Consider the following 26124-nt stretch of genomic DNA (forward strand, 5'->3'; position numbering starts at 1 on the left):
TAGGCCGTTATCAAAGTGACTTTGCGACGCCCTTGCGGGCGGCGTAGATCGACGACGCCTTCGGACCCGGCGTCGCACCCTGCGTCGTACCCAGCACAGACCGGCCGGCGTCATGCGGGACCGGCTGCTGCCGGTTATTCACACGCGGCTGGCTCTGCATGACGCGATCGAACAGGCGCGCACGCACCTGGTCCGGATTGAGCCCATCGCCCACGAACTGCGCGGTGAGCTCCGGCAGCTTCGCCGCCAGACACAGGCCGGCAATGTCGGTCGCGTTCCGGATTGCTGCGTCGATCGTGGCGCGGTCCTTCAAGGCGGTGAGCGTGACGATGCTTTCCGCGCACATGGACAGGTTCGCCGCACGGCAGGCGTTGAACACGTGGGCGGCCAGCACGCCCGGCTCTTCCTGCGTCAGCGCCGGCTCAGGGGGCGCGGGTTCGGGCGGAGGCGGCGTAGTAGCCGACTCCGGCGGCGGAGAATCATCGACGGGCGGATCATTGGCCGGTGGATCTGCAGGTGGCGCATCACCATCGCCTTCGACCAGCGCCTGCACCGGCTCGGGCGGATTCCTGAAGCGGGCAAGCAGGCCGGCCGCATTCGTCGACGCGGCGAGTCGCACCGGCTCCTCGATCACATCGCAGAAACCCAGCGACTGCGCCTCAAGCGCCGTGAGCCACGTCTCCGCATCCATCATCGCGGTCAGCTCCTCGTCCGTCTGGCCGCTCTTGCGCCGGTACGCCGCGAGAATCCCGTCGCGCGCCTTGTCCATCATGTCGGCCGTGCTGCGCAGATCCGCCGCCGAGCCGAGCGCAATCGTCCACGGGATGTGAATCATCAGCATCGCGTTTTCAGGCATCACGACCTGGTCGCCCGCCATCACCACCAGCCCTGCTGCGGACGCCGCCACGCCATCGACGCGCGCAGTGACCTTGCCGGCGTACCGTCTCAGCGCGTTGTAAATCGCGAAGGCATCGAACACGTCGCCACCCGGCGAATTCACGGCGACGATCAGCTCTGTCGCGCTCGCTGCGGCGGCATCTAGCTGCGCGATAAAGGTCTTTGCATCGGTGCCCCAGAATCCGATCTCGTCATAGATCCGGATCTCGGCGACGGCGGCGCCCTGCGCGTTCGTCATCGCCCTGATGTCCCACCACTTACGGTTTTTCATCTACGGTTCCTGCCTTTGAATGTGCGATATCCCCCGCGATGTCGCGCGAGCGGGGATCGGTGTCGTAACGCAGGCCAAGCGCATCGGCCCGCGCGTTGTCAGCGGCGTTTTCTCCATCGACCTGTTCCGGGTCTTCGCCCTGTTTGAGGATCGACGCCGAGCGGCTCGTCAGCCCCGAGCGGATCGCCAGCTTCTGCGCGTTCACGTCCTGCACCGGGTGGATGTACGGCCAGCCCTGCGGCACCCAGCGCACGCGCAGGTATTCACGCCGTGTGCGATGAAAGTCCGGCATCGGCATGGCGCCCGACAGTGCGCATGCATCAACCCACCACGCCCACGCGCGGCGGCAATACTGGTGAATGAAAATGTTCCACTGCAGCTGCTCGATCGAGCGCCGGAATTCGTTGAGCAGCACCCGCAGCACGCGGTCGCCCACCTCACGCAGGTCGCCCGTGAGAATCTCGTACGGCATGCCGACCGATGCCGCGGCGGCCATCAGCTGCTGACGCATGAACGGGCCGTAATCGGCTCCGGCGCCGGGCGGCGTTGCGAACCGCATGTCCTCGCCCGGCGCCAGTTCCTGCACCGTGCCGGGTTCCAGTGACACCACTGGCGAGAAACCGTCCGAATCAAAAACCAGCCCCTCGCCCGTCACCGGATCGCCGGTGAGACCGGGCTCTGCGTTCGGCTTGACGAGGAAGCCCGCGAACAGGTTGCTGATTTCCTGCCGGAACAGCACCGCGTCGTCGAAGTTATCGAGCGAGTGCAACCGCAGCAGCACGGTCGACAGCTCCGGCACGCCGCGCACCTGCCCGGCGCGCAGCGGCTGGAATACGTGTGCCACGTCGTCCGCCGGAACCGGCACGGTCATGAGACCCCCACTCGCCATCCGGTTGTATTCGCCCGGGTGACGACGCAGCAGGTGATAGGCAACCCGTCGGTCATCCGCGTCGTATTCCACGCCGTTGATGATCTCGCCACCATCCGGCCGCAGTTCGTTTTTTTCGACCGGCAACAGATCGCCCTCCATCACCTGAAGCTGCAGCGGCACCGGTAGCCCGTCGTCGGGGTGACGCATGCGCCGGCGCACCAGCACCTCGCCGTCGCCGAAGAATGCGCGCGCCGCGAGCGTCTGCTGACCATAAAAATCGAGCAGGCCGTCCGCGTCGGACTCGCCGATCCAGTCGTCCCACAGCTGCTTCTGCTGTCGCCGGACAGCGGGATCCGGATGCTGCGGATGCGGCTGGATGCCTGTGCCGATCGTGTTCGACACCAGCCGCGCGATCGCCGTCTTCGCCCACGGGTCATTGCGGATCGCGTCCCGCGCCCGGCTGCGAATGAGCGGCAGGTTCTGCACCGCCGCCGCATTCGGTCCGGCGCCTGACGTCTGCCACGATCGGGCTCGTGCACCGGCCGAGCTGGCGGCCTCGTACGCTGCAGCCTTCAGGCGTGTCGGCATCACGAAGCCGCGCTTCGCGAGTGACGGATAGGAAGGCTTCATCGCACCCCCTTGCCGCCGTGCCGCAGGCGAAACACACGCGAGCGCGGATTCGCACGATCGAGCGCGCGCACAATCTCGGTCTGCGCTTCACGCAGTTCCGCGATCGACCGGTAACGGACCTTGCGGTCTGCGTACTGGACTTCGAGTTCGCCCTTCGCGATCGCGGACTGGATGCGGGCGAGATCCGCCGCTGTGTAGGCCATACCGTGCTCCTGTGATGTGCTGCTACCGGCGCTTCAGATACGTTGACCGCGCCGTTCGCCGGCCCTGAATGCGCGAAACCCCGCTCGGCGGCGGGGTTTCGGGTGTGTTGCGTGGTGCGGGTGCGCGTGTGGGTGTGGCTGCGGCCGTCGGCGGATCCGGTGGCGGTTCCATTTCTGCCACCGCCGGCAAACCGGTGGCAACCGGCACCGTGTCGAACAGCGATACCTGCGACAGTCGATGCTGCTCGATCATCCAGTGCGCTTCGGTCATGAGGTGCGTCTTGATGCTGCGCGCCGCGTGCAACGCGTAGACTTCGCAATCGAGCGCCTCGTTACGTGCACCGGCCTTCTTCTGCCAGATGCGTTTGCTGCCGGTACGCCCCGGCACCTTCACTTCGGCGGTGAGCTGCTGCAGGTAGTCGGCACGCACGCCCCGGTACCAGTGCATGCGGCCGGCGCCGTCGTCTTCGAGTTTGAGCCGGTTGTCGAGAATCAGATCCTTGGCCTTGCTCACACCGACCATGTACGGGCGCAACCCGTACTTCGCCGCCTTGCTGTTATTACGCACCGAGTCGACGGGCGCCTTCGGCACGCTGAATATTTCCGCATCGATCTGCTTTGCGCCCTTGATCGCCATGATGTTGATGCCGCGCTTCTGCGCGACGCGCACATAGCGATAGACCGCATCCGACGTCGAGCCGTCCGACGAGTCGATCGACGCCGCCTTCACGCGCAGCACCCAGCCGTTCGCGTGCCGGTAGCCCTGCGTGATCAGATCGGTCAGTGCGCCCCATACGCCACCGACCATCGGATCGGTGCCCTGCTCGAGCACGTTGCCGTAGATTTCATCCCACAGCACCAGCCAGCTTTCTTCGCCGCGCCCCCACGCGCGCAGCACGATCGCAATCCGGTCGTGCTGCACGTCAATGCCGGCGGTGAGCACCAGTGCGCCGGCCGGTACGGTGAAGACGTCGTAGTCGAGCGCACGCTCGGCGAGCAGATCGATCTCCGGAATGTCGCTCTCGTATCGGTACGGGCGCCCCTCGGTGTTGTTCACGAACGAGCGCATCTTCGTGTCGTCGCCCGCGCGCAGCGCTTTTTCCGCAACGAGCCGCTTCTTGACGAGCTCCGCGAGGCGCGAGCCGGGAAACGGCGACACGAGCTCGTTCAGACGGAAGCCGGCGACGCCGTGAAACGCGGCGGTCGCCACCCACCGCCCGCGCCGCACCGCGCGAAAGCGCGCGGTGTCATCCCACAGACTGCCGCAGAACGGGCACGCGTAACGCGCGGACTCGGGCGTGGCCAGCCCGAACACCTCGTGCGGCTTCTCGGCATTCTCCAACCACGTGACGTTATCCCAAGCCAGTTCGTGCTCTTCGCCGCAATCCGGACACGGCACCAGATACCGGCGCTGGTCCGACGACTCATAGGCCTGCGCGATGCGCGAGAAGCCCTCGATCGTCGGTGTGCCGCCAAAGATGACCTTGCGACGGCTGTTCGAATAGCTCTTGGTGCGCTCCTCGAGCAGCGTGATGGAATCGCCCTGCTCGCGAACGTTCTCGTTGGTTTCGTCGGGCTCTTCCACGGCCACCACCGGCGCGGGCGTCGACTTCACGCTCGACGCCGAGTTCGACGTAATGAATTTCAGAAAGCCGCTCGCAAATACCTTGTTGTCCCATCGTTCGTCGCGGGCGCGACCCGCATGCGCCGGCAGCTTGTCCCGCAATCGGGGGGTGACCTCGACCATCGGCTTGAATTTCTCATCATTGAAGTCCTTCGCCGACTTCTCCCTTGCGAACATGATGATCATCGGGCACGGATCGATGTCGATGCGCCGGCCGATGTAGTTCAGCAGCACGCCATCGGTCCATGCCACCTGCGCCGACTTCATGCACACGACCTTCTGCACGCGCGGATCGTCCAGCGCAGCATGCATGCCGTGCACCCAGGGCGTGATGTCCGGATTGTATTTACCGGGCCGTGCCGTCGCCTTCGCACTCAGACGGCGGTAACGCGTGGCCCACTGCGTCGTCCCGATCTTCTCGGCGGGCTTCAGCAGGTTCGCCAGACGCCGCATCACTGCGCGCACTGTCTGCGTCGTATCGAGCCATCTGCTCGAGACATCCATTGATGTGTTCATTCAGCAGTTCGACGTCGACGTCGATCCCGTAAAGCGTGCGCAACTCGTGCGCGATCCTGTCCGGCAGCGACAGCAGGTCCGAGCGGAACGCGCCGACCATCTGGCCGAAGGCCCGTTCCAGCTGCTCCGCGTTGACGAGTTGCCCTTTCTTTTCCGCGAGGGTCAACAATTTGATTTCGCGATCGACCCGCTCCGTCATCGCGCGCTCGGCGACGAGATCGATCCCGGTGTTACTGCCACGACCAGCCGCCATTTCACGAAGGTGGCGAATGTACGCGATGCGCACGTCGTCCACCGACGCCTGCCGGTAGTCGATGCCGAGTTTGTCGACGAGGCGTGACACGGCCGACTGGTCGAGGTCCAGGTGATCGGCGATCTGCTGTTGGGTTGGCATGAATATGACCCCCCCTGGGGAATCACCAGTAGAGAAAAAACGCGGGTGCGAGCCCCCGTGTGCTGCGGTACCCACAGGGTCCCCGCCTTCGGTTCTATATCGGACGGCACGGTACCGCAGCTATCACCACCGGTCCATTTCCAGACTGCATGGCCAGCACTAGCGTTGAAACACGCGCCGCAATGTCGCGTCGCGTCAAAAACGAGAGGCCATACATGCTTTCCAAAAACTATTTGCTGACCGTCATCGCGTGCACGCTAAGCGTTCTTTCTGCGCCCGCGCTAGCAGACGGAGAATGCCCAATACCGTTCACCGTTCACGGCGCGGCAATCGATACACCTTGGGCCAGCATTACTTACACGGAATGGAGGCGAATGCTTCCTAAACGTTGGCGTAATTTCAACCGACACTTCTTCACGCATGTGAGCGAACGAGCGCCCAATCGCGGCATCGAGACACCCCGTCAACTTGCCGCATCCATCCGCGCTCAAGTTGGTGATGTCGCAACACCGAGAGACGAAGATGAAAGCAGAAGAACCATCGTCTTGCAGGAAGTCAACTCGCGGGGAAAACACTTTGCCGTCGTTTACAGCTACAACAACGGAGCCAAAAAAGCGCCTTGCGTTCTTGTAACGGCAACGTATGTAGACCCGCAGGTGCTCTCTGGCGAATCAGGCACAGCTAACGAACAGTACTAGAGTCGCAAAATGAAAAAGCCCCGAGGCTCACGCACTCAGGGCTTCACAGAAATTCAGGGCGAACGACTCCACCGTACTCAACAGGCTCCGCTAATTCTTCTTTTGTCCCGAGGAGGTTGCACGACTCACGCGCGGTGCCAGCGAATTCATTTGCTCATCAAACGAACGCGAGTCTAGTCGTGTGTATTCTGAAATGCAAGCGTCAGGCACCACGCAGTCCTCGCCTGAACTGCGCTTCGGTGATCGAATCAATCTGCGTGAGCACTGCGCCGAGCCATTCGAAGCGCGCGGCCCACCGACGATGATACTGATCGAGCGGCACGCCGAGTGCCTGCGCCCGCTTCGCGGCGTTGACCGGTTCCTTTCCGCTGCCGTTGCAATGCGTACACAGATGCGGCACTTCCGCGAATGGCCGCTCTTCATAGAAGCCCTTTCCGTAACACGTGGGACAGGGCTCGCGATCACTGATCGGCCAGCGCGAGAAACGCAGACGCGCATCGATCGCATCGCGTACCGGCCGGCATGATCTGCAATCAACGCGCCGCACGATCCTGCCGCCACCGCCGCGCATGCCCCGACCGCCGCATGCAGAACACTGGTCAGCAATCCATTCAACGATCGCACGCTCGGCGAACCGCACAAGCAACGACGGACCATCCGATGTCGCTTCGCCATCGCGCTTCGCGTCACGGAACTTTGCGTCGCGAAATTTTGCGCCGGCGGACTTGCCGCGCCGGTACCGACTGCCGTCCGCGATTCTCGACGCAAGCAGTAGCGACGCACGATGCAACGCACGTCGCCGCAAATCCTGCCCGTACTTCATGTGCCAGAGCATGTTCCCGAGCTCGTCGACCATCGCGAGCGCACCCAAAGTTACTTGTCGGTCCGGCGCGACATCGGCAAGCTGCACGCGCACATTCATCGCAATTCCGGCTCTTTCCTTCAGTTCGCTCATCGATCAACTCCTTTATGTCCCAATGTCCTGATGTCCCAAGGGAAAAAGGTCAGGCGCGCGGGCGCGGCGCGCGACATGCGTCCTGCACACGTCGCGCATGTCGCCCGCCTGCGCACCCACGTGAGGGCGACCCTTGGGACGTTGGGACATGGGCCGGCTCCAGGCACACCCCACCGCGCGCCGACGCTGGCGCAGCAGCGCGCCAGGGCGTCGGACATGGCGCGCTGCGCAACGCGGGACACAACCATGAATTCGCGCGTCGCCATACGGTCAGAGCGGGCTGTCATCGTCATCACCGGCTGCCACCGCGACCGCCGCGACCGCCTCCGCGGCGACCGGCGCCTCTTCTTCAGGGACGTAGTACCAGCCGCGCTTGCCCGTCGACTCCCGCTTGCGCACCCAACCAAGGGACTTGAGCGCCTTGCCCACGCGGCGCTGCTCAGGGAGCGTCCACTTGGACGTATCGAGCTTGAGGACATCGGCGAGAATCTCCTCCATCGTCGTGCGCGATGAATACTCGATCGCGCGGGCGATCTTGTCCTCGTACACGTCGCCCTCGTAGCGTTCGGTCTGCTCGATCTCGAACAGGGGCCGCTCTTCCTCGGTCACGTGCCAGATGACGCGCCTGCGATACAGGTGCACGGCTTCTGCCCACAGCTGGTCGCGATCGCGCCGCAGCGCCTCGATATCGACCGGACCACCGACGCGGATCGGCCAGTAACGCCGGTTGCCGGACTCGTCCTTCAGGTAGGTATCGAAGTTCACCGAGCCCGCGAAAACACCCTGCCGGTGCACGTCGGTCGCGCGCTTGCCATAGAAATTCCGGAAGCGGTCCGTCTCGGTCGCGAAGAAGCTCTTGGCGGCCGACGAGTCGCTCTTGTTCAGCGAGTCGAGCTCGGCCAGCTCGATGATCCACTTGCCGGCCATCACCGCGTACGTGTCTTTCTCGCCGATGCGGATCGGGGAGTTCGTGTACCACGGCTTGCCGGCCAGCACCTCGAGCGCCGTCGACTTGCCCCACCCCTGCTTGCCTTCCAGAATCAGCACGTTGTCGGCCTTGCAGCCGGGCTGCATGACACGCGCGACGGCGGCAATCATCCACTTCATGCCGGCAAGCTGCACGTATTCGCTGTCGGCGACATGCAGGTACTTCGTCGGCCACGAGCGCACGCGCGGCGTGCCATCCCACACCAGCCCTTCGAGGTATTCGCGCACGTCGTGATAGTGATGCTGGTCGGCGACGAGCAGCACCGCGCTCATGACAATGTCCTGCCGCACTGCGATCCCGTACGACTGGGACAGCCACAGTACGCAGCGGATATCGTCCATGTCGGACCATTCGCCGAGTTCGCCCTGCTGAAAGGGTGGCACCCTGCGCTTGACGACGCGACCCGCGAAGTCATCCTGGGCGATCACGCCCTGCCACGCCTTATGGTTCGCGAGGATCAGGTGCACGTTGCCGAGCGTGGGGAGCAAGGTGCCTTTCTCCGAGCGCGCGAGCTTCATCTCCCACGTATGCGCGCCGTTCTCTGCCTCCCGCCCGTCCCATTCCTCCGGTGCAGCGCCAGCGGACGTCGGGTGCGGAGCACCTTCCGCACCAGTCACCGAGCGCGTGCCGTTCGCCGCCATCGGCGACACAATCCCGGCTGGCGTAATAGCGGTGAGCAGGGCCGACTGGATCTGCTGCCTGACCAAGTCGAGCCCTTCCTCGCAATGCAGATCGTTGAAGTCGGTCAGCTTCCGCTCGCCGCGATCGGCGAACCGCGGGAACACGACGCTCGCATTGCCGACTTCGGCTGCCGCTTCATACGCGTACTTCAGGCCCGTGTTCTCGAAACGCCTTTTGCGCTCAGGCATGACGTCATTGCCATAGCTCAGCTCGATGAAACCCACGCCATGATCGTCGCGCCTGAACTGCGCGCGCACCCTGTACCACGTCTGCTTCGTTTCGATACGTATGGCGTCGGCTCCGATCACCAGTTCGCCGCCATAGCCGAACTCGTCGGCGAGGTGCTCGCGCAGGCGCTGTTCGATCTTCCAGTCGTCGTCCGAGCAGATCAGCAGATGCAGGTCCGGATAGGTGTCGCGCAGGTAGCGCGCAGCGGGCAGGATGCCGGCCGCGTCAAAACACACCGACAGCGGCACCGCCTCGTCCGTTGCCATGCGGATCGAGCGCCCGGTCGCGTAGCCTTCGGCGATCATCGCGACCCTGTCGTCCGCCGCAATGTCGCCGAGGATGAACGAGGCGCCCTTCTTTTCCATGCCCTTGTTGAACCGCTTCGCGCCATCCGGCGTGATCTTCTGCAGGCCGACGAGGCGGATACCGTCCGCATACTGGAACATCGGCACGAGCAGCGTCCCCTCGTCGTCGAAGCGCACGGCCTCTGGCGTGATCTGCTTGCGCTCCAGATAGGCCGACGCGCCCTCGTCGCGTGCCTGGTGCCACTGGCTGCGCGCGCGGTTGGCCGCCATCTTCGCGGCATGCGCGCGTTTTTCGGCTTCGGCGCGTTCGGCTGCTTCCTGGCGCTGCCGGGCCGCATCGATGTCTTCAGGCGTCAGCGCCTCGCCCTGCCACTGGAAAGCCTGTGCGCCGTTGTCGTTGCCGGACCACCGGCCGAATGCGCCGGTATAGCCGAGGATGAGACCACCGCGCTCGATCCTGTGCAGCGAGTACCAGTACTTCCTGCCCGGACCGTATCGATGCGGCTTGCCGTCGTCGACGGGATGCCCGTCGGGCAGCGCGGGATGCCCTGCCGACTGGAGCTGCGAAATGATCTGGTCTAGCGAAGACATTCGAGAATTCTCCTTTCGAGTTCGCGTTGATGAGAGAAGGAGCGCCAGGCGGCCCGTCCGGCGACATAGATCTGTCGCCCCGACGACGCCCGGCGCGATGCCGGATGGCGGCGGCGCAGCAATGAACTGGCACTGTGCAAAGTCACTTTGTCTCCGTGGCGCGGCCCGCGCGCAGGTGATGCCATTCGGCGGCGTGGCGCTCCGTCAGCAGGGTGTATTCCGCATCGTCGACATGCCAGCGGATGTAGCCGAAGAAGTTGCGCCGCTCGTCGCGGGTCGGCCGCGCCGCGCAGTAACGGGCCGCGCAGGAAATCCAGACGTCGACAAGCCCGAGCGACCGGCAGGCCTGAAGCAGCATGTCGGCGGCAAAGGGGGAAAAGAGCGGTTGCAGGAATGCGGCGGCCTGCTGGGGATCGGTACGCGCCACGACGCCGAGCTGCCGCATCGCGCAGGCAAGGCGCCGGTCGTCGTCGCACGCGAGCTGGATGCGGGCGCGCTCGGGGTTGCAGCAGCAACGCTCGATCGGAAAGCGCGGCGCCACTTACCTGCGGCCCAGTTTGGCAAGACGGCCGGCCGTCCGGATCAGGCGCTCGAAGAGGCGCTGGCCCTTGCGGCTGACCACCGTCAGCTGTTCCGCCTCGTTGATGTCGATACGACGGTCGGCGACCGCGCGCACGACTTCCGACGCGACCTCGCCGACATGCGCCTGCAGATGCAGCGTCGCGCGCGTGAGCGATTCGACATCGTGGTGGTCATCGGTGGCGTGTTCGGCCGCATCGACACTACGCTCGGCGATCAGGCCGAAGCGCTCATTGAGCGCGTGTAACGGGTCGAGCGCGAATGGCGCGCTTTCCTTCTTTTCCTGCATCCATTCGATGAGCAGCTCGAACATCTCCATCGACAGGCGGTTTTCGCCCTCCCCGCGCAGACGCAGCCGCAACGATTCGGTGGCGATCCCTTTGCCACGACGCAGGGTCAGGAAGTTCGCCGCGTCTGCCACGCCACCCGGCGTATTGCGGACCGACGTGTAGAGGACGTCGAGCCATTCGGTACCACTGTATCGGCACGTCATTGCAGCCCCGGTTCTTTGGATTGGGTGTTTTTCATTCTGTTTACCGCGACCCGGCATCCGTACGATGCGAACATGACCCGACCAGCGATAAACGCCATGCTCAGCAAACCGTCAGTGCGTCGTGTGAGCGCAATCGGCCGCCGCCGGTTGCTCCGCGTTGGCCGCGAAGTAATCGAACAGGGTTTGAACGGTGGAGACGCGCGGATCGGACACGATCCGGCAGGCGATCTTGGTCAGGGTCTGATAGGGCACCCCGCTTGCCCTGGCAATCTCCGGCCACGCGCCTTTTGCCTGATCCAGACGACGCAGGACGGTCGAAAGCATTGGTTCCTGGTTTATCCGCACGGGAATACCTCAAAGGTCGATTTGTAGGCGAATCATATCCCTGCGGGGATATTTCCGCAACCGGAAAGCAACCCCATTTATCCCGCAGGGGAATTTCACTTTGGGCAATATTTTGCGCATGACCAAGAAGCCCATCCGCGAAGTTCTCGCCGCAAATATCCGCCGCCATATGCGCACCGTGCCAGCGGTCGACACACAGGTGAAACTTGCCAAGCGAGCAGGCATTTCGCAAAGCTCCGTGGCGCGCGTCCTGGCGGGCAATGTCGACACGCAGGTAAGCATCGTCGAATCTCTCGCCATTGCCATTGGCGTGACCGCAGCCGAGCTGCTCGAGGATGAAGCCGACGCCCAGACATCCTTGCATTACGACCGGGCGCGTTTCGCAGCGCTGCCTGTGACAGAACAGGCCAAGATCAAAAGTTACATCGACTTCGTGCTCAGCCAGGCCGGCGACGCGAAAATCGAGGAGGACGGCTCCCTGACCGTCTCAAAGGAAGTGGCACCGAGCAAGCAGCAGCGGTTGCGCGCCGGTCGAGCCGCCCAACGACAATTATCAGACGAATCGTTGGGCATCGATGAAACACATAACGACACGACCAAAAAACGAAGGGCGAGAAAACGAAGCGGATAACGTTTACTCCTTCCCATCTCGCGAAAACAATGCGCTCTGCGCTCGGCAAAATGCGATCCGGGAGCACCTCCTCGATCTCGCTGAGCAGACTGAGCGCAGCCCGCCAATTGCTGCCGCAACCGTCCTGCTTCGTGCGGACGGAACGGTCGGGCTAGCTGCAAAAGGTATTGATCCGGAAATCGCCGCATGCATCGCTGACGAGCTCAACGAACTGTCGAACGTCATCCGGCGGCACGCCCACCGATCGAGACGCGCGCGCTCATTACAACGGGGTTTCTTTCACCTCGCCCCAGCCATCTCGATTGCCTTTCTCGTGGCGACTTACATCAATACGAACGCGTGGCTTGACGTCGCTCTGATGCTGCTCAGTCAGGTGACCGTCGGACCGCTGCTCGCCAAACAAAAGCCCCATAAATCCCGCAGCGGGTAGTTCGCCCGGCAACGCCGGCCCCTTGATCGCGGCCGGCCTCTCCTTTCCGCAAAAAGATATCCTCAAGAGGATTGACATGTAAATATCCCCTGCGGGATACTTCGGCACGGGCGCGGCGTGCGCGCCCTTCCTTAATCCGGAGGTCTGCATGAAAACGATAAGCAGCATCGAATCGAATGCCGAGGCCCGCCGCGCGTGGCTTCGAAGCGAACAGGGCTTGCCGGCTGAGCCGGCCGACGGCTACACCGTGGTGCGCCAAAGTGACTTTGAGAAGTCCAGGGTCTGGCGGGCGGTATTCATCGCAGCGGCGATTGCCGTGGGTGTTGCGCTGTTCCAGCCCGCGCCCGCCGACGCGCCCTCGGCCACCGCCCCGGCAAGGGCGACCGCGTAAGCCGCTGCGATGGCCGAGCGAATTTCCGTCACCGACGTCGACATCGCCCGTGAGTTTCGGCTCCGCCGCGTCGCCGGTCCGGCCATCAACGCCCTCAGGAATCCCGCCTTGCGCCTGTGCCTCAGGAACTGCGCCGAGTTGCGGAAAAAACAGCTCCACGCTGACCAACCCACGCCAGACGGCAAACGTCTTGCCTCTGGCGATCCGGACTAACGCCAAATGCACAGTCTGATGTCAACTTCCCAGATCGGGACCGGACGTAGAGATACGATCCGCCTTCGAACCATCGTCAAATACGACCCGATGGCTGCGCGTCCGACGACGCCCATCCTCGTCGGAAAATATGTCGTCGCGCGAAAGCCCATAGCAGATAGCGTTCACACCCTTTACATGATCATGGACGGCCGCGACGTCGTCCGTACGCAGATCTCCTATCCAAGTGTGGCCGACTGCGAGGGTGCTATCCGGGCCGCCGCAAACGCGCGAACGGAAACCGCGCGTGCGCTTGCAAAGGCGAAAAAGTCGGCCAGGAAAGGCTGGCAGGCGCGGCCGATGCGCGTGAAGGAGGCGGCCTAATGATTTTGTCAAGCAACCGGCAGCGGTTTAGGGGCATAGGGTGTCCTGTTGTGGAGGATGGCCCACAGCACATTCACGCGTCGCCATCGCCGCGTTCTGCGCGCTCTGCTTCGTGCGACCATTCCTGCGCAGCTATCGCTACGCGCGAATCAGGAGACACTATGTCAAATAATCTCTCCCCGATCTGCAAGGCGCTGATCGCGTTTTTCGCCGGCCAGCGCGACCCGCTCACGATCGACGACATTGAAGCAGCGTTGCCGCACGCCGACCGGCAGGCGCTCCGCCTGGAGCTGCACCTGCTGGTGTGCGCCACAGTCGTGCGGCAGGCCATCCGGCGGTCGGACGAACGCCTCGTGTACTGGCTCGCAGGCATTGCGATCGCGCCGTTCGACGGCACGCTGTTTCACTACGCGCCGGACGCGACATTTGCCGATGTCGGCGGTATCCCGCCGAGGCGGGAGGTCAGCAATGGCTAACGCGCGCTCGTTACTGGAAGCCGAAGCGATTGTCACCGGCAACACAAAGGCCGCGGTCAAGGCAGCCGGCGGTGGATCGTCGGATCTCTGGACTGTCCCGCCCGACCAGATTCACTACGATCCGCGCGACAACGTTCGCCCACTCGATCAGGACCGCGTGCGGCACCTCGCGGAACTGATGAAGGCGAACGGCTACGACCGGAAGAAACCGCTCGGGTGTTTCGTGCGCAAGGTCGACGGTCAGGACCGGATCTTCGTGTATGAAGGCCAGCACCGCTATCACGCTGCCCTGCTCGCCATCAGGGAAGGCGGGGTCGCGAAGGACAAGGAGATCGAGCGCCTGCCGGTCGTGATCGATGAAGCGAAGTCGGTGAATCGCGTCAACCTGATTTACGCCGGCATCACGAACAACGACGGCGAGAAGCTGACGCCGCTGCAGCTTGCGGAAAAAGTCGTGGAACTGCAGGAATTCGGCGAGTCCAACGCCGCCATCTGCAAGCGGCTCAACGTCACCGACCAGACCATCCGTGACGTCCTGCTGCTGGCGAACGCGCCAGTAGCCGTGCAGGAACTGGTCCGCAACAAGGTCGTTTCGTCGACATTGGCGATCGAAGAAATCCGGGCGCACGGCGGCGAGAAAGCCCTTGAGCGGCTCCAAAGCGCCGCAGCGCAGGCTAAGGCAGGCGGGAAAGCGAAGGTCACCAAGAAGGCGCTCGCGAAACCCACGGCCCACAAGGTCACCGAGGCGCATGCAAAGCAACTTTTGCAGGCGCTGCAGTCGGTTCTGCACGACCCTGTGTTCGGCAAGCTCTCGCCCGGCACGATCGCAGCCGTGCATACCGCTCTTACTCCGCATGCGGACTTGCTCGATGCCGTGCCGACCCGGCAGACCGTGCATCCCATCCATGTTCCGAATGAGCACGGTGCCTTTGCAGACTGCGAGAATATCCGGGCTCCGATCACCGGACGTTATGGCACTCACCCCGCGCAAATTCACCTTGCACAGCCCGACGTTGGCGTCTGGATCTATTCGATCAGCGCGCAAATCGGCCATTGCGCGAAAACTGGACTGCCCTCGATGCGCCACTTCGACGCGACGTTTCCGACGCGCGGCCAAGCCATACGGGCAGCCGTGAGTGAATTCACGGCCCTGCTTGAGCGACCGAATGTTAAGGGTGCAAAGGAGCTTGCGACAGTGCGCAAATGGCTGGACAAGCTCTGGACGATGCCCGACCCGGACTGGACCGAAGAAATGGCAAAGGAGTCCGCTAAATGATGGTTCTCCCGGCCACTTCTACCCCACGTCCGCTGCCGCGTAAGCGGGGTGCGGCGGACAAACGCCCACGGCTTTCCTTCGCTGGCGCCGTCCCGGCGCACGCATCGAACGACGACGTCAACAGCAGCGGGCTGGCGCCCGCAAAAGCGATCCAGACGAACGAAGCGCCGCTCGCGCGGCGAAAAGCTATCCAGAAGAAGGAAAGCGAGTCGGTTACCCGACTCGCAACGATCGCGCGAATCGAAGCCCTGCGCCTCGAAATCCGCAAGCTGGTCGAGGTCGTCGCACTTGGCGCGGATATCGAACTGCTCGACCTCATGCGCGACGAGGTCGGCAGCTATAGCCGGCATAAAGCTGCGCAAGAGGCACGCACGTGGGCGGAACAAGCGCGTCTATCCATCGAAACAGGGTTGATGCAGCTCGACCGAGCGATCAATCCGATGTCGTAGTAACGACCCGACATAGAGTGTCAAATGAATACTGTTTTTCTTTTGATGGCGCAGTTCGGCGCACGTGCGGTCATTCCGATTGATGAAGTCTGCCGCTCGTACTTCCCGCACCTTGAAGTGGACAAGCTGCTTCGAAAGATCACTTACGGAGAAATCAAGCTACCTCTCGTTCGGATCGAATCATCGCAAAAAAGCGCAAAGGGCGTATACGTGCAGGACCTAGCCAACTACATCGACGAGCGCCGCGCAGCAGCAAAGAAGGAATGCGATCAGCTCACCGGCATCGCGTAATCCTGCGATGGCGCAATCACATCCAGCCACTTCCAGTTTTCGTACTTGTCGCCCACCTTGCGCACGTGCGTGTAACGCTTCAACGTATTCCAGCTGCGGTGGCCACTGACTGCGGCCACCCGCTGGATCGTCCATCCCATTTCCGACAACCTGCTCGCGCCCTCGTGCCGTAGATCGTTCAGATGCAGGTCGTCAATCCCCAATAGCTGCACTGCGTTCGTGAATGCGGTGCTCGCCGTAAGAGCGCGGTACGGAAAGATACGATCGTCCACTCGCGGCTGCGCCTTGACGATCCGTAATGCTTCTGGCGTCAGATCCACCCAGGTGTCGTTTCCCACTTTTGTGTTTGGGTGTTTCAGGTCGCGGACCATAACGCGACATCCGTCCTCATCGAGGTCGTCCCAACGAAGCCGGCAGATTTCACTGATTCTTCGCAGCGAAAAAATCGTGAAGGCTGCCAGCGCCTGCATCGGAATACTGTCGGGCGTTCCGTCCCGCACCTTACCGAACTCCGCCATTAAGCGATCCATCTCATCTAGCGTTGGGCGACGTTCACGATGCTTTGATCGGCCAACAAGCCCCATTCTCGTCAGCGCGATGCGCGCGTCCGCGACCACCGAAGCATCGACCGGATAACCCCAGGCCGGCCGGGCCAAGGTGATCACGCTGGACAGGTGCGCGAGATAGTGGCCACGCGTCGATGGCGCGACCTCAACCGTTCGCATGTAGGCAACGATGTCCGCGCTTTCGAGCTGCGCCGCCTTCACCTCGCCCAAGGTTGAGCCGGAGATCTGGTTCAGGATCATTCTCTTCGTACGGTCTAACGGCTTGCCCAGTTCCGCGATGTATCGCTTGATCATTTCCTTGACTGGTGGGTTCTCCTGCAGCGCGGCCTTCAAACCGTCGGCGTGCGATAGCGCCGCCTCGCGCTGCTTAATCCAGATCTGCGCCGCCTGCCGACGTTCAAACGTCTTGGTTTCCTGATGCAAGACCTTGCCGGCCTTACGCACGCGGACTTGTGCCTTATACGAGGTGCTACCGTCCTTGTTCTCTCTTGGTGTAATTGTGCCCATCTCTGCTCACTTGCCTGTAGTGTGGTGCCACGCGAAAATGGCACCCATTTTGGAGCCTTGGCACCGCAAAAACAAGAGGAAACGAGAGACCACCCGAGCAAACGAGAGGTGCATCGATCGGCGTCAATGCCACGCCAGTAAAGGATATCGCCGTCTACCAAGGGTTACAGGGAGAAGCGCACCGGCAGCGCCGTCGAATACTTGATCTGTTCCATCGCAAAACTTGAACTCACGTCGTACAGCGGCACGGCGGCAATGAGAAGCTTGTAGACGCGATCGTAGTCGTCGATGTCGGACACCACCACGCGCAGCAGGTAATCGGTTTCGCCGCTCATCCGGTACACCTCCACTACCTCCGGAATATCCTGAACCGCACGCGTGAAGCTCTGCGCCCACGCCTCGGTATGCTGGTTGGTGCGCACCGCGACGAACACGGTCGTGCCCACGCCCAGCTTGCGGGCATCGCAAAGCGCCACCTGCGCGCGAATCACGCCCGCCTCTTTCAGACGCTGCAGCCGTTTCCAGCAAGGCGTTTGCGACAGATTCACCCGCTGCGCCAACTCGGCGATCGGCATGGTTGCGTCCTGCTGCAGCAGTTCGAGCAGTTTCCGATCGATGATGTCCATTCCCATTCTGACGCCTCTGTAGGAAATTATTCTACTTTTAAGACTTCGAGGGGAATTATATGGAAACTCTTTCTCCGGGGAAATCGGTATAAATGTCGCTATTCGAAATAACCGACAAGCGGCAGCGCAGCCGCGCAACGATCATGAGCCAAAACCTTTCTTCGACGCCCCGCGATCGTTTCCAGGCCCACGGCGGGCAACCGGCTGAAGCGGCCCGAACCGCCTCGGACGTTCAAGCCCGAATTCGAGCCGCCGCGCCGTTGCACGACCACGGCAGCGCGCCTATCAAACAGTTATGCGACGCGCTCGACGCGATCTTCGAAGCCTGTTCGACATGTCCCGAGCCGTCGGATTCGGCGTTGTTCGCGCGCGGTATGCGTGTCGCCCTCGCTGAAGCCGCGGCCACCCCCGACTTGCTGACGCCGGCACAACGCGAAGGCGCGGCGGAGAATTACCGTCGTCATCTGCTCGCCGCCGACCCGCATGGCCGCTATGCGATTGCCGCGCTCGTGTGGCTGCCGCAACAGGCGAGCCCCGTGCACGCGCATCACACGTGGTGCGGCTACGCTGTGCTCGATGGCAGCTTGAACGAAACGATCTTCGAATGGAATAGCGCGCGGCAATGCGCGAGCGCCGCGCGGACGCAAGCGCGCAATCGCGGCGCGGTGTCGTTCGCACGCGGCGGACGCGGCGCCATTCATCGGCTGGGCAATGGCACTCTTGCGCCCGCCGTCTCATTGCATGTCTACGGCGTGCCGGGCGCGCGAATCGCCACGCATGTCAACGACATCGTGCGCGTGGCCGAGGCGCCGGCGCGCGTTTGAAAGCTCACGCCTTGCGTGCGCCGCGCAGGCAGCGGCGCACCGCCAGCGCAATCAACTCTTGCCGCCCGCTTCTCCCGCGGTCGGAATCTGCGGTGGAATCGGCGCGGTCTGTCCGGTCGGCGGCGGCGCCGGACGCGGTTCGTGCGACACATCGCGCGCCACCGCGACCGCCGCATGCGCGGCCCGCACCGACGACGCCGTTTGAGCCTGCGCATGGGCATGGCCGTGCGCACCGGGCTCAGGCAACGCGTCGTCCCCGAAAGGCTGACCTTCGCTATCCTTCGACGACGTGAACAAGCGCATCTGCGGCAGCGGAATCTCAATCCCGGCTTCATCCATCTTGCGCTTGAGCCGCAGATTGAACGCGCGCGCCACGCTCCATTGCTGCAGCGGCCGGGTCTTGATCTGCCCTTTTACGACCATCCAGTTCGGATCGAAACGGTCCAGCCCCCACACCTCGATCGGCCCGAGCATCTCGCGCCGGTAACGGAAGTCCGCCATCAGATCGGCGCCGACTTCGCGGATCAGCTGCGTGATCTGATCGACGTCCGCGGAGAACGACACCCGCACTTCGAACACTGCGTAAGCAAAATCGCGCGACAGGTTCTTGACGATCTTGATCTGCGAGAACGGAATCGCGTGAATCGCGCCCTGGCCGTCGCGCAGGCGCACGGTGCGGATCGACAGGTGCTCGACGGTGCCCGCGTGGCCGCCGTCCACGTCGATCCAGTCGCCCACGGAGATCGTGTCCTCGATGATGATGAACAGGCCCGTGATCAGGTCGGTCACGAGCGACTGCGCGCCGAAACCGATCGCGAGGCCGATCACGCCGGCGCCCGCCAGCAGCGGCGTCACGTTGATGCCGAGGTTCGCCGCGGTCACGATCCCGGCGATGGTCATGATCGAGACGAGCAGCACATTGCGCACGAGCGGCAGCATCGTGCGCGCGCGCATGCTCGGCGCGCGCGACTTGTTGCGCGGACCGCCCGGATTGAGCGCCTCGGTGATCGCCGTGTCGACCAGGATCCAGAGCAGCCACGCAATGAACACGGTCGCGATGATCGCCGTCACCGCATGGGCGATACCGCGCGCCGCGACGTTTTCCTCGATCACCGCCGCGAGCGACACGCCCCACAAACGCGCCGCCAGTTCGAAGAAAAACAGCCAGATGAAGAGCGTGAGCAGCGTGCCGCAAAAGCGCAGCAGGCGCGTCAGATACGGTGAGCGGCGGCGGGCGCGCGCGCTGCGCGGACGCGTCATGCGCAGCACGATGGCCGACAGGAAGAACGCCAGCACCAGCAGCAGCGCCGTCACCACCGAAATCTGCAGCACGTTCTCACTGGTGCCCGAACCGCCGAGCGTGGCGATCACCGAGGCGGTGGCGAGCACCAGCACGGGCACGTGCCACAGCGCGGCGAGGACCTCGAAGGCGTCGGTCGCCGCCTTGTGATCGTTGCGCTGCTCGTAAGGCCGATTGCGAATCAGATGCGCGACCGGCCGGCGAAACGCGAGCGCGAAGTAGCCGGTGAGCACGGCGGCCGTCATGTTGGCCGCGGTCGAGATCAGCGCCGCGAGATTCGTTCCGAGTTGATGCGCGACGTCGTAATTGACGGCCGCATCGCCGAGCGCGCCGCATATGCCGATCACGAACAGCACACGCCGCGCATGATCGATCAGAAGACGCACCGCGATGCGCCGATGCCCCGAGCCGAACAGCGAAAACATGATCAAACAGATCGCCGAGAACACCGCCCCCGCCACGATCGCGTAGGCGACCACCATGCCGAGCGTTCGTCCGAGCGCATCGGGCATCGCACGCACGAACAGCAGCGCCGCGACAAACGCGATGATCCACGGCCCGACGCGGCGCAGCGCGAAGATCAGCAGCTCGCGCGTGGTGGGATTCGGATTCAGCCCCATGACGATGCCGAAGCGCCGGTACAGCCGGTGTTGTCCATAGATCAGCGCGCCGGCGCACGCGCCCCAGCCGGCGAGCATCGCGATCATCGAAAACAGCACGCGGCCGAAGCTCTCGCGCCCCTGGCCCGAGATGATCGTGAAGAGTTCGTTGCCGGCCGCGTTGAGGCGGCCGCCCCAATAGCGCACCGGCGTGCGGCCCTGATGCATGTCGGATTCGAACGACGCGATGCCCGACGCGATCGCGCCCAGCAGGCCGGCACTGGCCTGCGTCTGCGCCGGCACCGGTGGACCGACGTTCTGCGAGACGTCGCGTAGCTTCTTGAGCTGGGCGACGAGCGCGGTGCGCTGCCGGTCGTTGTCGAGCGTGGCGATCACGCTGTCGAGCGAGCGCGCCAGTTCCGCCTGGCTCGCGGGCGACGGCGCGGACGCCGCCTGCGCCGCGGATGCGCCCGAAGCGGCGGACGCGGGCGTCGCGGTGGCGCTGTTGATCAGGCTCTGCAAGGCCGGGATGACCGGCGTGCTGCTGCCGGCGGCCTCGGCGTTGGCGGGCGTGCAGCCGGCGTAGAGGATCAGCGCGAGGAATGCCCCGGCCACCCATGCGCCGAGCCACGCCGCGACGCGCGTGGGCGAGGTGGGGTGGACGTCGCCCCCGGCATGAGGAGAAGGAAGATGAAAGGTGGCGCGAGTCGCCGGTTGCCCGCCGTTGAACGGCGCAGCCTCGGACTCACGCCGCGAAGAGCGTGACTGCATGGCGATCCGTGAAAAAACGGGAGACGCCAGTGTAGCCGCACTTTTATCGGGCGCGACCGAACATGCGTAACGGAATGTTAGGGCGCTTGCACTCGGCAGCGGGTGCGCGGACCGCCCTACCCACCGCGCCGCGGGCGCCTGACTGACAGGCCAGGCCGCGCCATTCAGGCTCAATAGGCGACTGTCGCGATCTGACGCACGAAGCGGCCGTGCTCCAGTTCATCGACGAAGGCGATTGCGTAGTCTTCCGCGGAAATGCGGCTATTGCCTTCGGCGTCGGCCAGCAGCGCGCCCGTGCCGGTGCGGAATTGGCCGGTGCGCTCGCCCGGCGCGATCAGCGCGGCCGGCGCAAAGAAAGTCCAGTCGAGATCGGCGACGCCACGGTAGTAGTCAAATGCGTCGCGGTGCGCGAGCGCGACCGGCTTGTAAGCGTCAGGGAAACCCTCGGTATCCACCAGTTGCTTGCCCGGCGCGACTTCGAGCGAACCCGCGCCGCCCACCACCACGAGGCGCTTCACGCCCGCCGCGCGCACGCCTTCGACCAGCGCGCGAGTCGCTGTGGCGAGCGCCGCCTCGTCACCTTGCGGCGGCGCGTAGGCGCTGGCGACGACGTCGTGCCCGCGCACCGCTGCGCCGACGCTCGCGGCGTCGAGCAGATCGGCTTGCGCCGCCTTCAGGTTCGCCACGTCGGCCGGCACCCGCGCCGGGTTGCGCGCCAGCGCCGTCACCTCGTGCCCGCGACGGGCCGCTTCCGCGGCGATCCGCGAACCGATCGTGCCGGTGGCGCCAAACAACGCAATCTTCAACTGTTTGCTCATTTCGATGCTCCTTTGATTAGCTTATATGTAACTATATTGATTACATATAAGACGAAAAAAAGAGGGGTGGATACCCCTTGATTATCGGGCGCGCGTGCTGACTGACAAACACGCGCATTCCCGGACTGCTTGCTCATGCCTTATCGATGCGAACGCCGCTTGCGCTCCCTGACCCGCTCCGCGCGCACGACATCCGCCGTGGCATCGGCCAGCGTGCGGGCGCCGAGCGATGCTTCCATGGCCTGCTGCGCTTCGTCGATGATGCCGCTCAGCACGCCTTGAATATTACGGCCGACCATGCACGCCGGATTCGGCTCTTCCCGATGCAGCCCGAATAAACGTGGATCTTCCACCGCACGGTATATCTCGAGCAGGCTGATATTCCCGGGCGCCCGGGCGAGCAGCGCGCCGCCGCCCGCGCCAAGCTGCGAGCTGGTGAGGCCCGCCTCCGCCAGCATGCTCAGCAAACGCCGGATCAGTGCGGGATTGGTGTTCACGCTGCCCGCAATCATCTCCGACGAAAGCGGCACGCCCTGCTGCAACGACAGCAGCGCAAGCACGTGCACCGCAAATGCGAACCGGCTACTCGTATTCACAACAACCCTGCCCGGCGACCACAATATGTAACCATATTAATTACATTTGACCGGGCCGTCAAACGTTCGCGCGCGCCGGGGACCGAACGGACGGTCACGACGGTCACTTGTCCATCTGCTTTTGCGCGTCGCCGGAATCGCCCGCTGCGGACGAAGACGCCGCAGCGTTCGTCGATGAAGCGGTGCTTTGCGCGGACCACTGCTGCAGCTTGCGGCCCGCGGTCTCCAGGCTCTGCCCGGTCAGCGCGGCGGCCTTGCCGAGTTGCGCATTGGCCGCGCTCGCGGCGCCTTGCAGATTGGCCTGCGCGCCCGAAGCAAGCGCCTTGGGGTCGATAGTGACCGACGGCGCGGAGGCCGAATCGAGGTTCTGCTGCGCGGCGGATTTGGTCGCGTCGACCTGCTGGCCGATGTAGCTAGCCGCCTGATCGAGCTTTTGACCGGCCGCTTGCGCGGCGTCGTTGAGCTTGCCGGCGACCTGCCCGGCGGACGCATCGTTTTTCTGGCAGGCCGTGAGGCCGCCGAACACGGCGAGAACCAGAACGACACGGTGCAACAAAGGCGAACGGATGGATGAAATCATGTTTGAGTGTGAGCCGCGCCAAGCGGCTTCCGCATGCGAAAACGCGCCAATGATACGCCGTCGCGTGGCGCTTTCGCCCAGCGTCGGCCGATCGTCCGGATCGCGCCGCGAACGCGGGCGCATCTGCTGGCATTCCGCGCCATTCGAACCCGCTCATTGGCGCGGCGTCGCGGTTCTGTCAAACGCGTTGGGGTAGACTGGCTTCGCTTGAATGAGCGTGACGAGCGCTTGGTGTGTTCCGTTGATCAACTGGAGGCATACGATGGCAGCAAAGAAGATTCTGTTCCTGACCGGCGACTTCGCCGAGGATTATGAAACGATGGTGCCGTTCCAGGCACTGCAGGCAGTCGGCCACGTGGTCGACGCGGTCTGCCCGAACAAGAAGGCGGGCGACCGGATCAAGACAGCGATCCATGATTTCGAGGGCGACCAGACTTATACGGAGAAGCCCGGTCATCAGTTCACGCTCAACGCGACCTTCGACGATGCCGATCCCCGCCAGTACGACGCGCTGGCGATCGCGGGCGGCCGGGCGCCGGAATACCTGCGGCTCGATCCCAAGGTAATCGAAGTCGTGCGGCAGTTCGCCGAAGCGGGCAAACCGATTGCCGCGATCTGCCATGCCGCGCAACTGCTGGCCGCCGCCGACGTGATCCGCGGCAAACGCATTTCCGCCTACCCGGCGTGCGCGCCCGAAGTGAAACTGGCGGGCGGCGACTATGCCGACATTCCCGTCGACGCCGCGATCACCGACGCCAACTTCGTCACCGCGCCCGCATGGCCCGCGCATCCCGAGTGGCTGCGCCAGTTCCTCGTGCTGCTCGGCACCCGGATCGAACTCTGATCGAAGTCCAGTCGAAGTCCGATCGAGCCGGATGCCACCATCCGGCTTTGATCCGGCCATGATCCGACTCCGGGTCAAGGCGAGCGCCATGCCCTCATGGCCTCGCGCATTGACCTAAACCGCGCACATTTTGAGAGTAATCCGATAGTTCGCAGCGAAACGGCTTCCTATAGTCAACGGTTGACTTTGGAGTGCCTTTCGATGGAACTGACTGACTGGATCGTCGTGCTCGTCGTCACGTTGATGGCGATCGCTTTTTTCTGCGGGCGCACGCCCGCCAACTGGTCGCGTGAAAACCGCGCGCGGCGTCTGGCCGGCGCGCGCATGCTGGTGCTAGCCGCATGCTCGCTGTGGGCGGCGCTGCTGCTCGCCGCACGTGGCCTGTTCGCGCTGGACGGCGTGCTCGGCTTGCATCCCGCGCCGCTCGAGGCATTGACCGGCGTCATGATCCTGATCGTCTGCGCCTGCTACTGGTTGATTCGCGGCAGCAAGCTGCTCAAACCGCGGCGGCTCTTTAACGCCTGCTGATCACCGGACACCGACGCCGGGTTCGGCATTGGGGGCATTCAGCGCCGCGCCGCCACCCGAACCTTGGCTGTCACGCTCATCCGAGCCCATGCGCGCCTCGCGCACATCACGCATCGCATCAACGCCGCCCGCCTCCAGCGGAACCCGCGGATCGGCAACCGCCTGCGCATTGCGCGGCCGGGCTTCGGGTAGCGACACATAGAACGTCGTGCCCTCCCCCTCTTTCGACTCCACCCAGACACGCCCGCCGTGCCGCTCCACCACGCGCCGCACGAGCGCGAGGCCGATGCCCTCGCCCGCCACCACATTGCCGTGCAGCCGCTGAAACGCATTGAATAGCCGGGGCAATGCGACCACCGGAATCCCCAGCCCGTTATCCCGCACGTAAAAGATCCGCAGCGAATGCACGCCGAGCGGCGGCGGCGTGGTCCCGATTTCGATCCTGCCCTCGCGGGCGGGATCCAGATAATTGACCGCGTTGCCGATCAGATTCGCGAACACCTGCTCGAGCGCGGTGGCGTCGCCCCACACCGCCGGCAACGCGTCGACGCTGATCTGCGCGCCGCGCGCCCGGATCGAGCCTTGCATCGCATCGATCACGCGCCGCACGATATCGTGCACCTCGACCTTCTGCTGACGGTATTCGACGCGGCCGACACGCGACAGCCGCAACAGCGCGTCGATGATATGCGATGCCCGCAGCACGGCCGTTTGCAGATAATGCAACGCCTCGCCGATGTCCTCGTCGACCACCCGTTCGATGCGCTCGCGCGTCCCGGCGCCAAGCGACGACTCGCGCACCGCGACGCGCAGTTCGTCGCACGCGCGGATCAATTCCTTCGAAAAGCCCTGCAGATTCACGAGCGGCGCACGCAGATCGTGCGACACGCTGTAAATGAACATCTCGTTCTCCTGGGTCTGCTGCCGCAGGCTCTCGTTGATGCGCGCCAGTTCGGCGGCGCGGCGCGCGAGGTCGGCGTGGAAACGCGCCTGGATGCGCTCCGCCTCGAGCAGGCGCCGGCTGGTTTCATGCAAGGTCAGGTCGAGCCGGGCGATTTCATCGCCGCCTGCTGCGATCGGCGCCAGCGGCTCGTTGCCCGCGAGGCGCCCGGCGTTGTCGGAGAGCACGGCGAGCCGGCCGCGCACGCCGCGCGTGAACAGCCAGACGGCCAGCGCGACGAACAGCAGCGAGCCGAACACGGCGGCGCCCACCAGCATCTGCTGCCGTTCGCGCGCGGCATCGGCGGCGTTCAGGCGCTGCATGTCGAGGCGCCGTTCCTCGCTCTGGAATGCCACCACCTGCTGACGGAAGCGATCGAGCACATCGGATTGAGCGAGGTCGCGAAAGCGCTCCAGCACGTCGGGCCGCCGCCGCGAATGCAGCATGTCCTGCATGCGGTCGGACCACTGGCGATAGGCTTGCACCGATTGACGCAACTGAACCACGCGCGCGACTTGCCGGGGATTGTCCGCGACCAGTTCGGCAAGCTGGTCGATGCGGCGGTCGACGTCCATCCACAGTGCCAGCGGCGTGGCGAAACGGCTGTCGTTTTCCAGCACCGCGCCGCGCAGCGCGACCGATTCGCCGAGCACCGGCTCGAGAATCGCGGTGGTCTGCCGCAGCACTTCCTGGCTATGGAGAGCCCAGCGCTCCGCTTGCGCCGAATCGGATTGCGCCTTGACCAGTCCGGACAGCAGCGCCAGTTCGAAAAGCGCCGGAATCGCGATCAGCAGCAGGCCTTTGGTGGTGAGTCTCATGCGTGCGCATCGGAAGTC

Annotated in this window: 30 protein-coding genes; 13 read left to right on the plus strand and 17 right to left on the minus strand. The window is 64.1% G+C overall.

Annotated elements, in window-relative coordinates; all coding sequences use genetic code 11:
- Positions 1-10 precede the first annotated feature (10 nt).
- The 5 genes from ACOCG7_RS23875 to ACOCG7_RS23895 are packed head-to-tail and all read right to left on the minus strand — an operon-like array spanning position 11 to position 5406.
- Positions 11-1168, minus strand: a complete 1158-nt coding sequence (locus ACOCG7_RS23875) for a head maturation protease, ClpP-related (RefSeq protein ID WP_421380369.1) — start codon at positions 1166-1168, stop codon at positions 11-13.
- The gene (locus ACOCG7_RS23880; protein WP_421380372.1) at positions 1155-2669 is read right to left on the minus strand and encodes a phage portal protein; all 1515 of its coding nucleotides are present in this window, start codon (positions 2667-2669) and stop codon (positions 1155-1157) included. The genes ACOCG7_RS23875 and ACOCG7_RS23880 overlap by 14 nt, the downstream gene beginning before the upstream one ends.
- The gene (locus ACOCG7_RS23885) at positions 2666-2872 is read right to left on the minus strand and encodes a phage head-tail joining protein (protein ID WP_073429762.1); all 207 of its coding nucleotides are present in this window, start codon (positions 2870-2872) and stop codon (positions 2666-2668) included. Before ACOCG7_RS23885 ends, ACOCG7_RS23880 begins: the two co-directional genes overlap by 4 nt.
- A gap of 22 nt (positions 2873-2894) precedes the next feature.
- Positions 2895-4961, minus strand: coding sequence for a phage terminase large subunit family protein (locus tag ACOCG7_RS23890; protein WP_421380375.1), 2067 nt, complete (start codon positions 4959-4961; stop codon positions 2895-2897).
- A complete protein-coding gene (locus tag ACOCG7_RS23895) occupies positions 4843-5406 on the minus strand; it encodes a MarR family transcriptional regulator (RefSeq protein ID WP_421380378.1) in 564 nt (187 codons plus the stop codon). Before ACOCG7_RS23895 ends, ACOCG7_RS23890 begins: the two co-directional genes overlap by 119 nt.
- A gap of 215 nt (positions 5407-5621) precedes the next feature.
- Between ACOCG7_RS23895 and ACOCG7_RS23900 the strand changes: the two genes are divergently transcribed.
- The gene (locus ACOCG7_RS23900) at positions 5622-6104 is read left to right on the plus strand and encodes a hypothetical protein (protein ID WP_421380381.1); all 483 of its coding nucleotides are present in this window, start codon (positions 5622-5624) and stop codon (positions 6102-6104) included.
- 202 nt (positions 6105-6306) lie between these two features.
- On the opposite strand, the gene ACOCG7_RS23905 is transcribed toward ACOCG7_RS23900, so the two are convergent.
- The 5 genes from ACOCG7_RS23905 to ACOCG7_RS23925 all read right to left on the minus strand — a co-directional run bounded on the left by ACOCG7_RS23905 (position 6307) and on the right by ACOCG7_RS23925 (position 11248).
- On the minus strand, positions 6307-7059 hold the full coding sequence (locus tag ACOCG7_RS23905) for a hypothetical protein (RefSeq protein WP_421380384.1): 753 nt from the start codon (positions 7057-7059) through the stop codon (positions 6307-6309).
- Between the two features lie 270 nt (positions 7060-7329).
- Positions 7330-9852: a VapE domain-containing protein gene (locus ACOCG7_RS23910; protein ID WP_421380387.1), complete on the minus strand. Its 2523-nt coding sequence runs from the start codon at positions 9850-9852 to the stop codon at positions 7330-7332.
- A gap of 142 nt (positions 9853-9994) precedes the next feature.
- Positions 9995-10393: a hypothetical protein gene (locus tag ACOCG7_RS23915; protein WP_421380390.1), complete on the minus strand. Its 399-nt coding sequence runs from the start codon at positions 10391-10393 to the stop codon at positions 9995-9997.
- Complete coding sequence (locus ACOCG7_RS23920) at positions 10394-10924, minus strand: phage regulatory CII family protein (RefSeq protein WP_110404823.1); 531 nt, start codon at positions 10922-10924, stop codon at positions 10394-10396.
- 111 nt (positions 10925-11035) lie between these two features.
- Positions 11036-11248 (minus strand): hypothetical protein, encoded by a 213-nt coding sequence (locus ACOCG7_RS23925; RefSeq protein WP_421380393.1) that lies wholly within the window; start codon positions 11246-11248, stop codon positions 11036-11038.
- Between the two features lie 121 nt (positions 11249-11369).
- On the opposite strand from ACOCG7_RS23925, the gene ACOCG7_RS23930 reads away from it, so the two are divergent.
- From ACOCG7_RS23930 to ACOCG7_RS23970, 9 genes are all read left to right on the plus strand, one after another.
- Positions 11370-11900 (plus strand): helix-turn-helix transcriptional regulator, encoded by a 531-nt coding sequence (locus ACOCG7_RS23930; protein WP_310158940.1) that lies wholly within the window; start codon positions 11370-11372, stop codon positions 11898-11900.
- Positions 11845-12330, plus strand: a complete 486-nt coding sequence (locus ACOCG7_RS23935) for a hypothetical protein (protein WP_310316425.1) — start codon at positions 11845-11847, stop codon at positions 12328-12330. Before ACOCG7_RS23930 ends, ACOCG7_RS23935 begins: the two co-directional genes overlap by 56 nt.
- Positions 12331-12478: 148 nt before the next feature.
- Positions 12479-12721: a hypothetical protein gene (locus ACOCG7_RS23940; protein ID WP_421380398.1), complete on the plus strand. Its 243-nt coding sequence runs from the start codon at positions 12479-12481 to the stop codon at positions 12719-12721.
- Between the two features lie 9 nt (positions 12722-12730).
- The gene (locus tag ACOCG7_RS23945) at positions 12731-12934 is read left to right on the plus strand and encodes a hypothetical protein (RefSeq protein WP_421380401.1); all 204 of its coding nucleotides are present in this window, start codon (positions 12731-12733) and stop codon (positions 12932-12934) included.
- 18 nt (positions 12935-12952) lie between these two features.
- A complete protein-coding gene (locus ACOCG7_RS23950) occupies positions 12953-13297 on the plus strand; it encodes a beta-hexosaminidase (RefSeq protein WP_421380404.1) in 345 nt (114 codons plus the stop codon).
- Positions 13298-13458: 161 nt separating this feature from the next.
- Positions 13459-13773: a hypothetical protein gene (locus ACOCG7_RS23955; protein ID WP_244744895.1), complete on the plus strand. Its 315-nt coding sequence runs from the start codon at positions 13459-13461 to the stop codon at positions 13771-13773.
- Entirely contained in the window at positions 13766-15049 is a 1284-nt protein-coding gene (locus ACOCG7_RS23960; RefSeq protein ID WP_421380407.1) for a ParB/RepB/Spo0J family partition protein, read from the plus strand. Before ACOCG7_RS23955 ends, ACOCG7_RS23960 begins: the two co-directional genes overlap by 8 nt.
- On the plus strand, positions 15046-15498 hold the full coding sequence (locus ACOCG7_RS23965; protein WP_083083978.1) for a hypothetical protein: 453 nt from the start codon (positions 15046-15048) through the stop codon (positions 15496-15498). The genes ACOCG7_RS23960 and ACOCG7_RS23965 overlap by 4 nt, the downstream gene beginning before the upstream one ends.
- A 24-nt stretch (positions 15499-15522) precedes the next feature.
- Positions 15523-15789: a pyocin activator PrtN family protein gene (locus tag ACOCG7_RS23970; protein WP_421380411.1), complete on the plus strand. Its 267-nt coding sequence runs from the start codon at positions 15523-15525 to the stop codon at positions 15787-15789.
- On the opposite strand, the gene ACOCG7_RS23975 is transcribed toward ACOCG7_RS23970, so the two are convergent.
- Positions 15768-16862, minus strand: coding sequence for a site-specific integrase (locus ACOCG7_RS23975; protein WP_421380414.1), 1095 nt, complete (start codon positions 16860-16862; stop codon positions 15768-15770). The genes ACOCG7_RS23970 and ACOCG7_RS23975 overlap by 22 nt on opposite strands.
- 164 nt (positions 16863-17026) lie before the next feature.
- Positions 17027-17494: an Lrp/AsnC family transcriptional regulator gene (locus ACOCG7_RS23980; RefSeq protein ID WP_083083980.1), complete on the minus strand. Its 468-nt coding sequence runs from the start codon at positions 17492-17494 to the stop codon at positions 17027-17029.
- A gap of 137 nt (positions 17495-17631) precedes the next feature.
- On the opposite strand from ACOCG7_RS23980, the gene ACOCG7_RS23985 reads away from it, so the two are divergent.
- Entirely contained in the window at positions 17632-18312 is a 681-nt protein-coding gene (locus ACOCG7_RS23985; RefSeq protein ID WP_083084343.1) for a cysteine dioxygenase family protein, read from the plus strand.
- Positions 18313-18363: 51 nt separating this feature from the next.
- On the opposite strand, the gene ACOCG7_RS23990 is transcribed toward ACOCG7_RS23985, so the two are convergent.
- From ACOCG7_RS23990 to ACOCG7_RS24005, 4 genes are all read right to left on the minus strand, one after another.
- Positions 18364-20982 (minus strand): mechanosensitive ion channel family protein, encoded by a 2619-nt coding sequence (locus ACOCG7_RS23990; RefSeq protein WP_083083981.1) that lies wholly within the window; start codon positions 20980-20982, stop codon positions 18364-18366.
- Between the two features lie 170 nt (positions 20983-21152).
- Complete coding sequence (locus ACOCG7_RS23995) at positions 21153-21800, minus strand: NAD(P)-dependent oxidoreductase (RefSeq protein WP_083083982.1); 648 nt, start codon at positions 21798-21800, stop codon at positions 21153-21155.
- Positions 21801-21940: 140 nt separating this feature from the next.
- A complete protein-coding gene (locus ACOCG7_RS24000) occupies positions 21941-22396 on the minus strand; it encodes an Rrf2 family transcriptional regulator (protein ID WP_083083983.1) in 456 nt (151 codons plus the stop codon).
- A gap of 103 nt (positions 22397-22499) precedes the next feature.
- Positions 22500-22976: a hypothetical protein gene (locus tag ACOCG7_RS24005; RefSeq protein WP_073430108.1), complete on the minus strand. Its 477-nt coding sequence runs from the start codon at positions 22974-22976 to the stop codon at positions 22500-22502.
- A gap of 262 nt (positions 22977-23238) precedes the next feature.
- Here ACOCG7_RS24005 and ACOCG7_RS24010 point away from each other — a divergent pair, with 262 nt between their 5' ends.
- Both ACOCG7_RS24010 and ACOCG7_RS24015 read left to right on the plus strand, forming a co-directional pair.
- Positions 23239-23820, plus strand: a complete 582-nt coding sequence (locus ACOCG7_RS24010) for a DJ-1/PfpI family protein (RefSeq protein ID WP_083083984.1) — start codon at positions 23239-23241, stop codon at positions 23818-23820.
- A 201-nt stretch (positions 23821-24021) separates the two neighbouring features.
- Positions 24022-24348 (plus strand): hypothetical protein, encoded by a 327-nt coding sequence (locus ACOCG7_RS24015; RefSeq protein WP_073430035.1) that lies wholly within the window; start codon positions 24022-24024, stop codon positions 24346-24348.
- Here ACOCG7_RS24015 and ACOCG7_RS24020 read toward each other — a convergent pair whose 3' ends face one another.
- The gene (locus ACOCG7_RS24020) at positions 24349-26106 is read right to left on the minus strand and encodes a sensor histidine kinase (RefSeq protein ID WP_083083985.1); all 1758 of its coding nucleotides are present in this window, start codon (positions 26104-26106) and stop codon (positions 24349-24351) included.
- Between the last annotated feature and the right edge of the window lie 18 nt (positions 26107-26124).

Origin of the sequence: Paraburkholderia sp. DD10 (assembly GCF_049177125.1) — a bacterium.
GTDB classification, from domain to species: domain Bacteria; phylum Pseudomonadota; class Gammaproteobacteria; order Burkholderiales; family Burkholderiaceae; genus Paraburkholderia; species Paraburkholderia terricola.

Coding starts and splice junctions, on each gene's coding strand:
- ACOCG7_RS23875 (WP_421380369.1), bottom strand. CDS start 1,168: ATGAAAAACCGTAAGTGGTGGGACATCAGGGCGATGACGAACGCGCAG.
- ACOCG7_RS23880 (WP_421380372.1), bottom strand. CDS start 2,669: ATGAAGCCTTCCTATCCGTCACTCGCGAAGCGCGGCTTCGTGATGCCG.
- ACOCG7_RS23885 (WP_073429762.1), bottom strand. CDS start 2,872: ATGGCCTACACAGCGGCGGATCTCGCCCGCATCCAGTCCGCGATCGCG.
- ACOCG7_RS23895 (WP_421380378.1), bottom strand. CDS start 5,406: ATGCCAACCCAACAGCAGATCGCCGATCACCTGGACCTCGACCAGTCG.
- ACOCG7_RS23900 (WP_421380381.1), top strand. CDS start 5,622: ATGCTTTCCAAAAACTATTTGCTGACCGTCATCGCGTGCACGCTAAGC.
- ACOCG7_RS23905 (WP_421380384.1), bottom strand. CDS start 7,059: ATGAGCGAACTGAAGGAAAGAGCCGGAATTGCGATGAATGTGCGCGTG.
- ACOCG7_RS23910 (WP_421380387.1), bottom strand. CDS start 9,852: ATGTCTTCGCTAGACCAGATCATTTCGCAGCTCCAGTCGGCAGGGCAT.
- ACOCG7_RS23920 (WP_110404823.1), bottom strand. CDS start 10,924: ATGACGTGCCGATACAGTGGTACCGAATGGCTCGACGTCCTCTACACG.
- ACOCG7_RS23925 (WP_421380393.1), bottom strand. CDS start 11,248: ATGCTTTCGACCGTCCTGCGTCGTCTGGATCAGGCAAAAGGCGCGTGG.
- ACOCG7_RS23935 (WP_310316425.1), top strand. CDS start 11,845: ATGAAACACATAACGACACGACCAAAAAACGAAGGGCGAGAAAACGAA.
- ACOCG7_RS23940 (WP_421380398.1), top strand. CDS start 12,479: ATGAAAACGATAAGCAGCATCGAATCGAATGCCGAGGCCCGCCGCGCG.
- ACOCG7_RS23945 (WP_421380401.1), top strand. CDS start 12,731: ATGGCCGAGCGAATTTCCGTCACCGACGTCGACATCGCCCGTGAGTTT.
- ACOCG7_RS23950 (WP_421380404.1), top strand. CDS start 12,953: ATGTCAACTTCCCAGATCGGGACCGGACGTAGAGATACGATCCGCCTT.
- ACOCG7_RS23955 (WP_244744895.1), top strand. CDS start 13,459: ATGTCAAATAATCTCTCCCCGATCTGCAAGGCGCTGATCGCGTTTTTC.
- ACOCG7_RS23960 (WP_421380407.1), top strand. CDS start 13,766: ATGGCTAACGCGCGCTCGTTACTGGAAGCCGAAGCGATTGTCACCGGC.
- ACOCG7_RS23965 (WP_083083978.1), top strand. CDS start 15,046: ATGATGGTTCTCCCGGCCACTTCTACCCCACGTCCGCTGCCGCGTAAG.
- ACOCG7_RS23970 (WP_421380411.1), top strand. CDS start 15,523: ATGAATACTGTTTTTCTTTTGATGGCGCAGTTCGGCGCACGTGCGGTC.
- ACOCG7_RS23975 (WP_421380414.1), bottom strand. CDS start 16,862: ATGGGCACAATTACACCAAGAGAGAACAAGGACGGTAGCACCTCGTAT.
- ACOCG7_RS23980 (WP_083083980.1), bottom strand. CDS start 17,494: ATGGGAATGGACATCATCGATCGGAAACTGCTCGAACTGCTGCAGCAG.
- ACOCG7_RS23985 (WP_083084343.1), top strand. CDS start 17,632: ATGAGCCAAAACCTTTCTTCGACGCCCCGCGATCGTTTCCAGGCCCAC.
- ACOCG7_RS23990 (WP_083083981.1), bottom strand. CDS start 20,982: ATGCAGTCACGCTCTTCGCGGCGTGAGTCCGAGGCTGCGCCGTTCAAC.
- ACOCG7_RS23995 (WP_083083982.1), bottom strand. CDS start 21,800: ATGAGCAAACAGTTGAAGATTGCGTTGTTTGGCGCCACCGGCACGATC.
- ACOCG7_RS24005 (WP_073430108.1), bottom strand. CDS start 22,976: ATGATTTCATCCATCCGTTCGCCTTTGTTGCACCGTGTCGTTCTGGTT.
- ACOCG7_RS24010 (WP_083083984.1), top strand. CDS start 23,239: ATGGCAGCAAAGAAGATTCTGTTCCTGACCGGCGACTTCGCCGAGGAT.
- ACOCG7_RS24015 (WP_073430035.1), top strand. CDS start 24,022: ATGGAACTGACTGACTGGATCGTCGTGCTCGTCGTCACGTTGATGGCG.
- ACOCG7_RS24020 (WP_083083985.1), bottom strand. CDS start 26,106: ATGAGACTCACCACCAAAGGCCTGCTGCTGATCGCGATTCCGGCGCTT.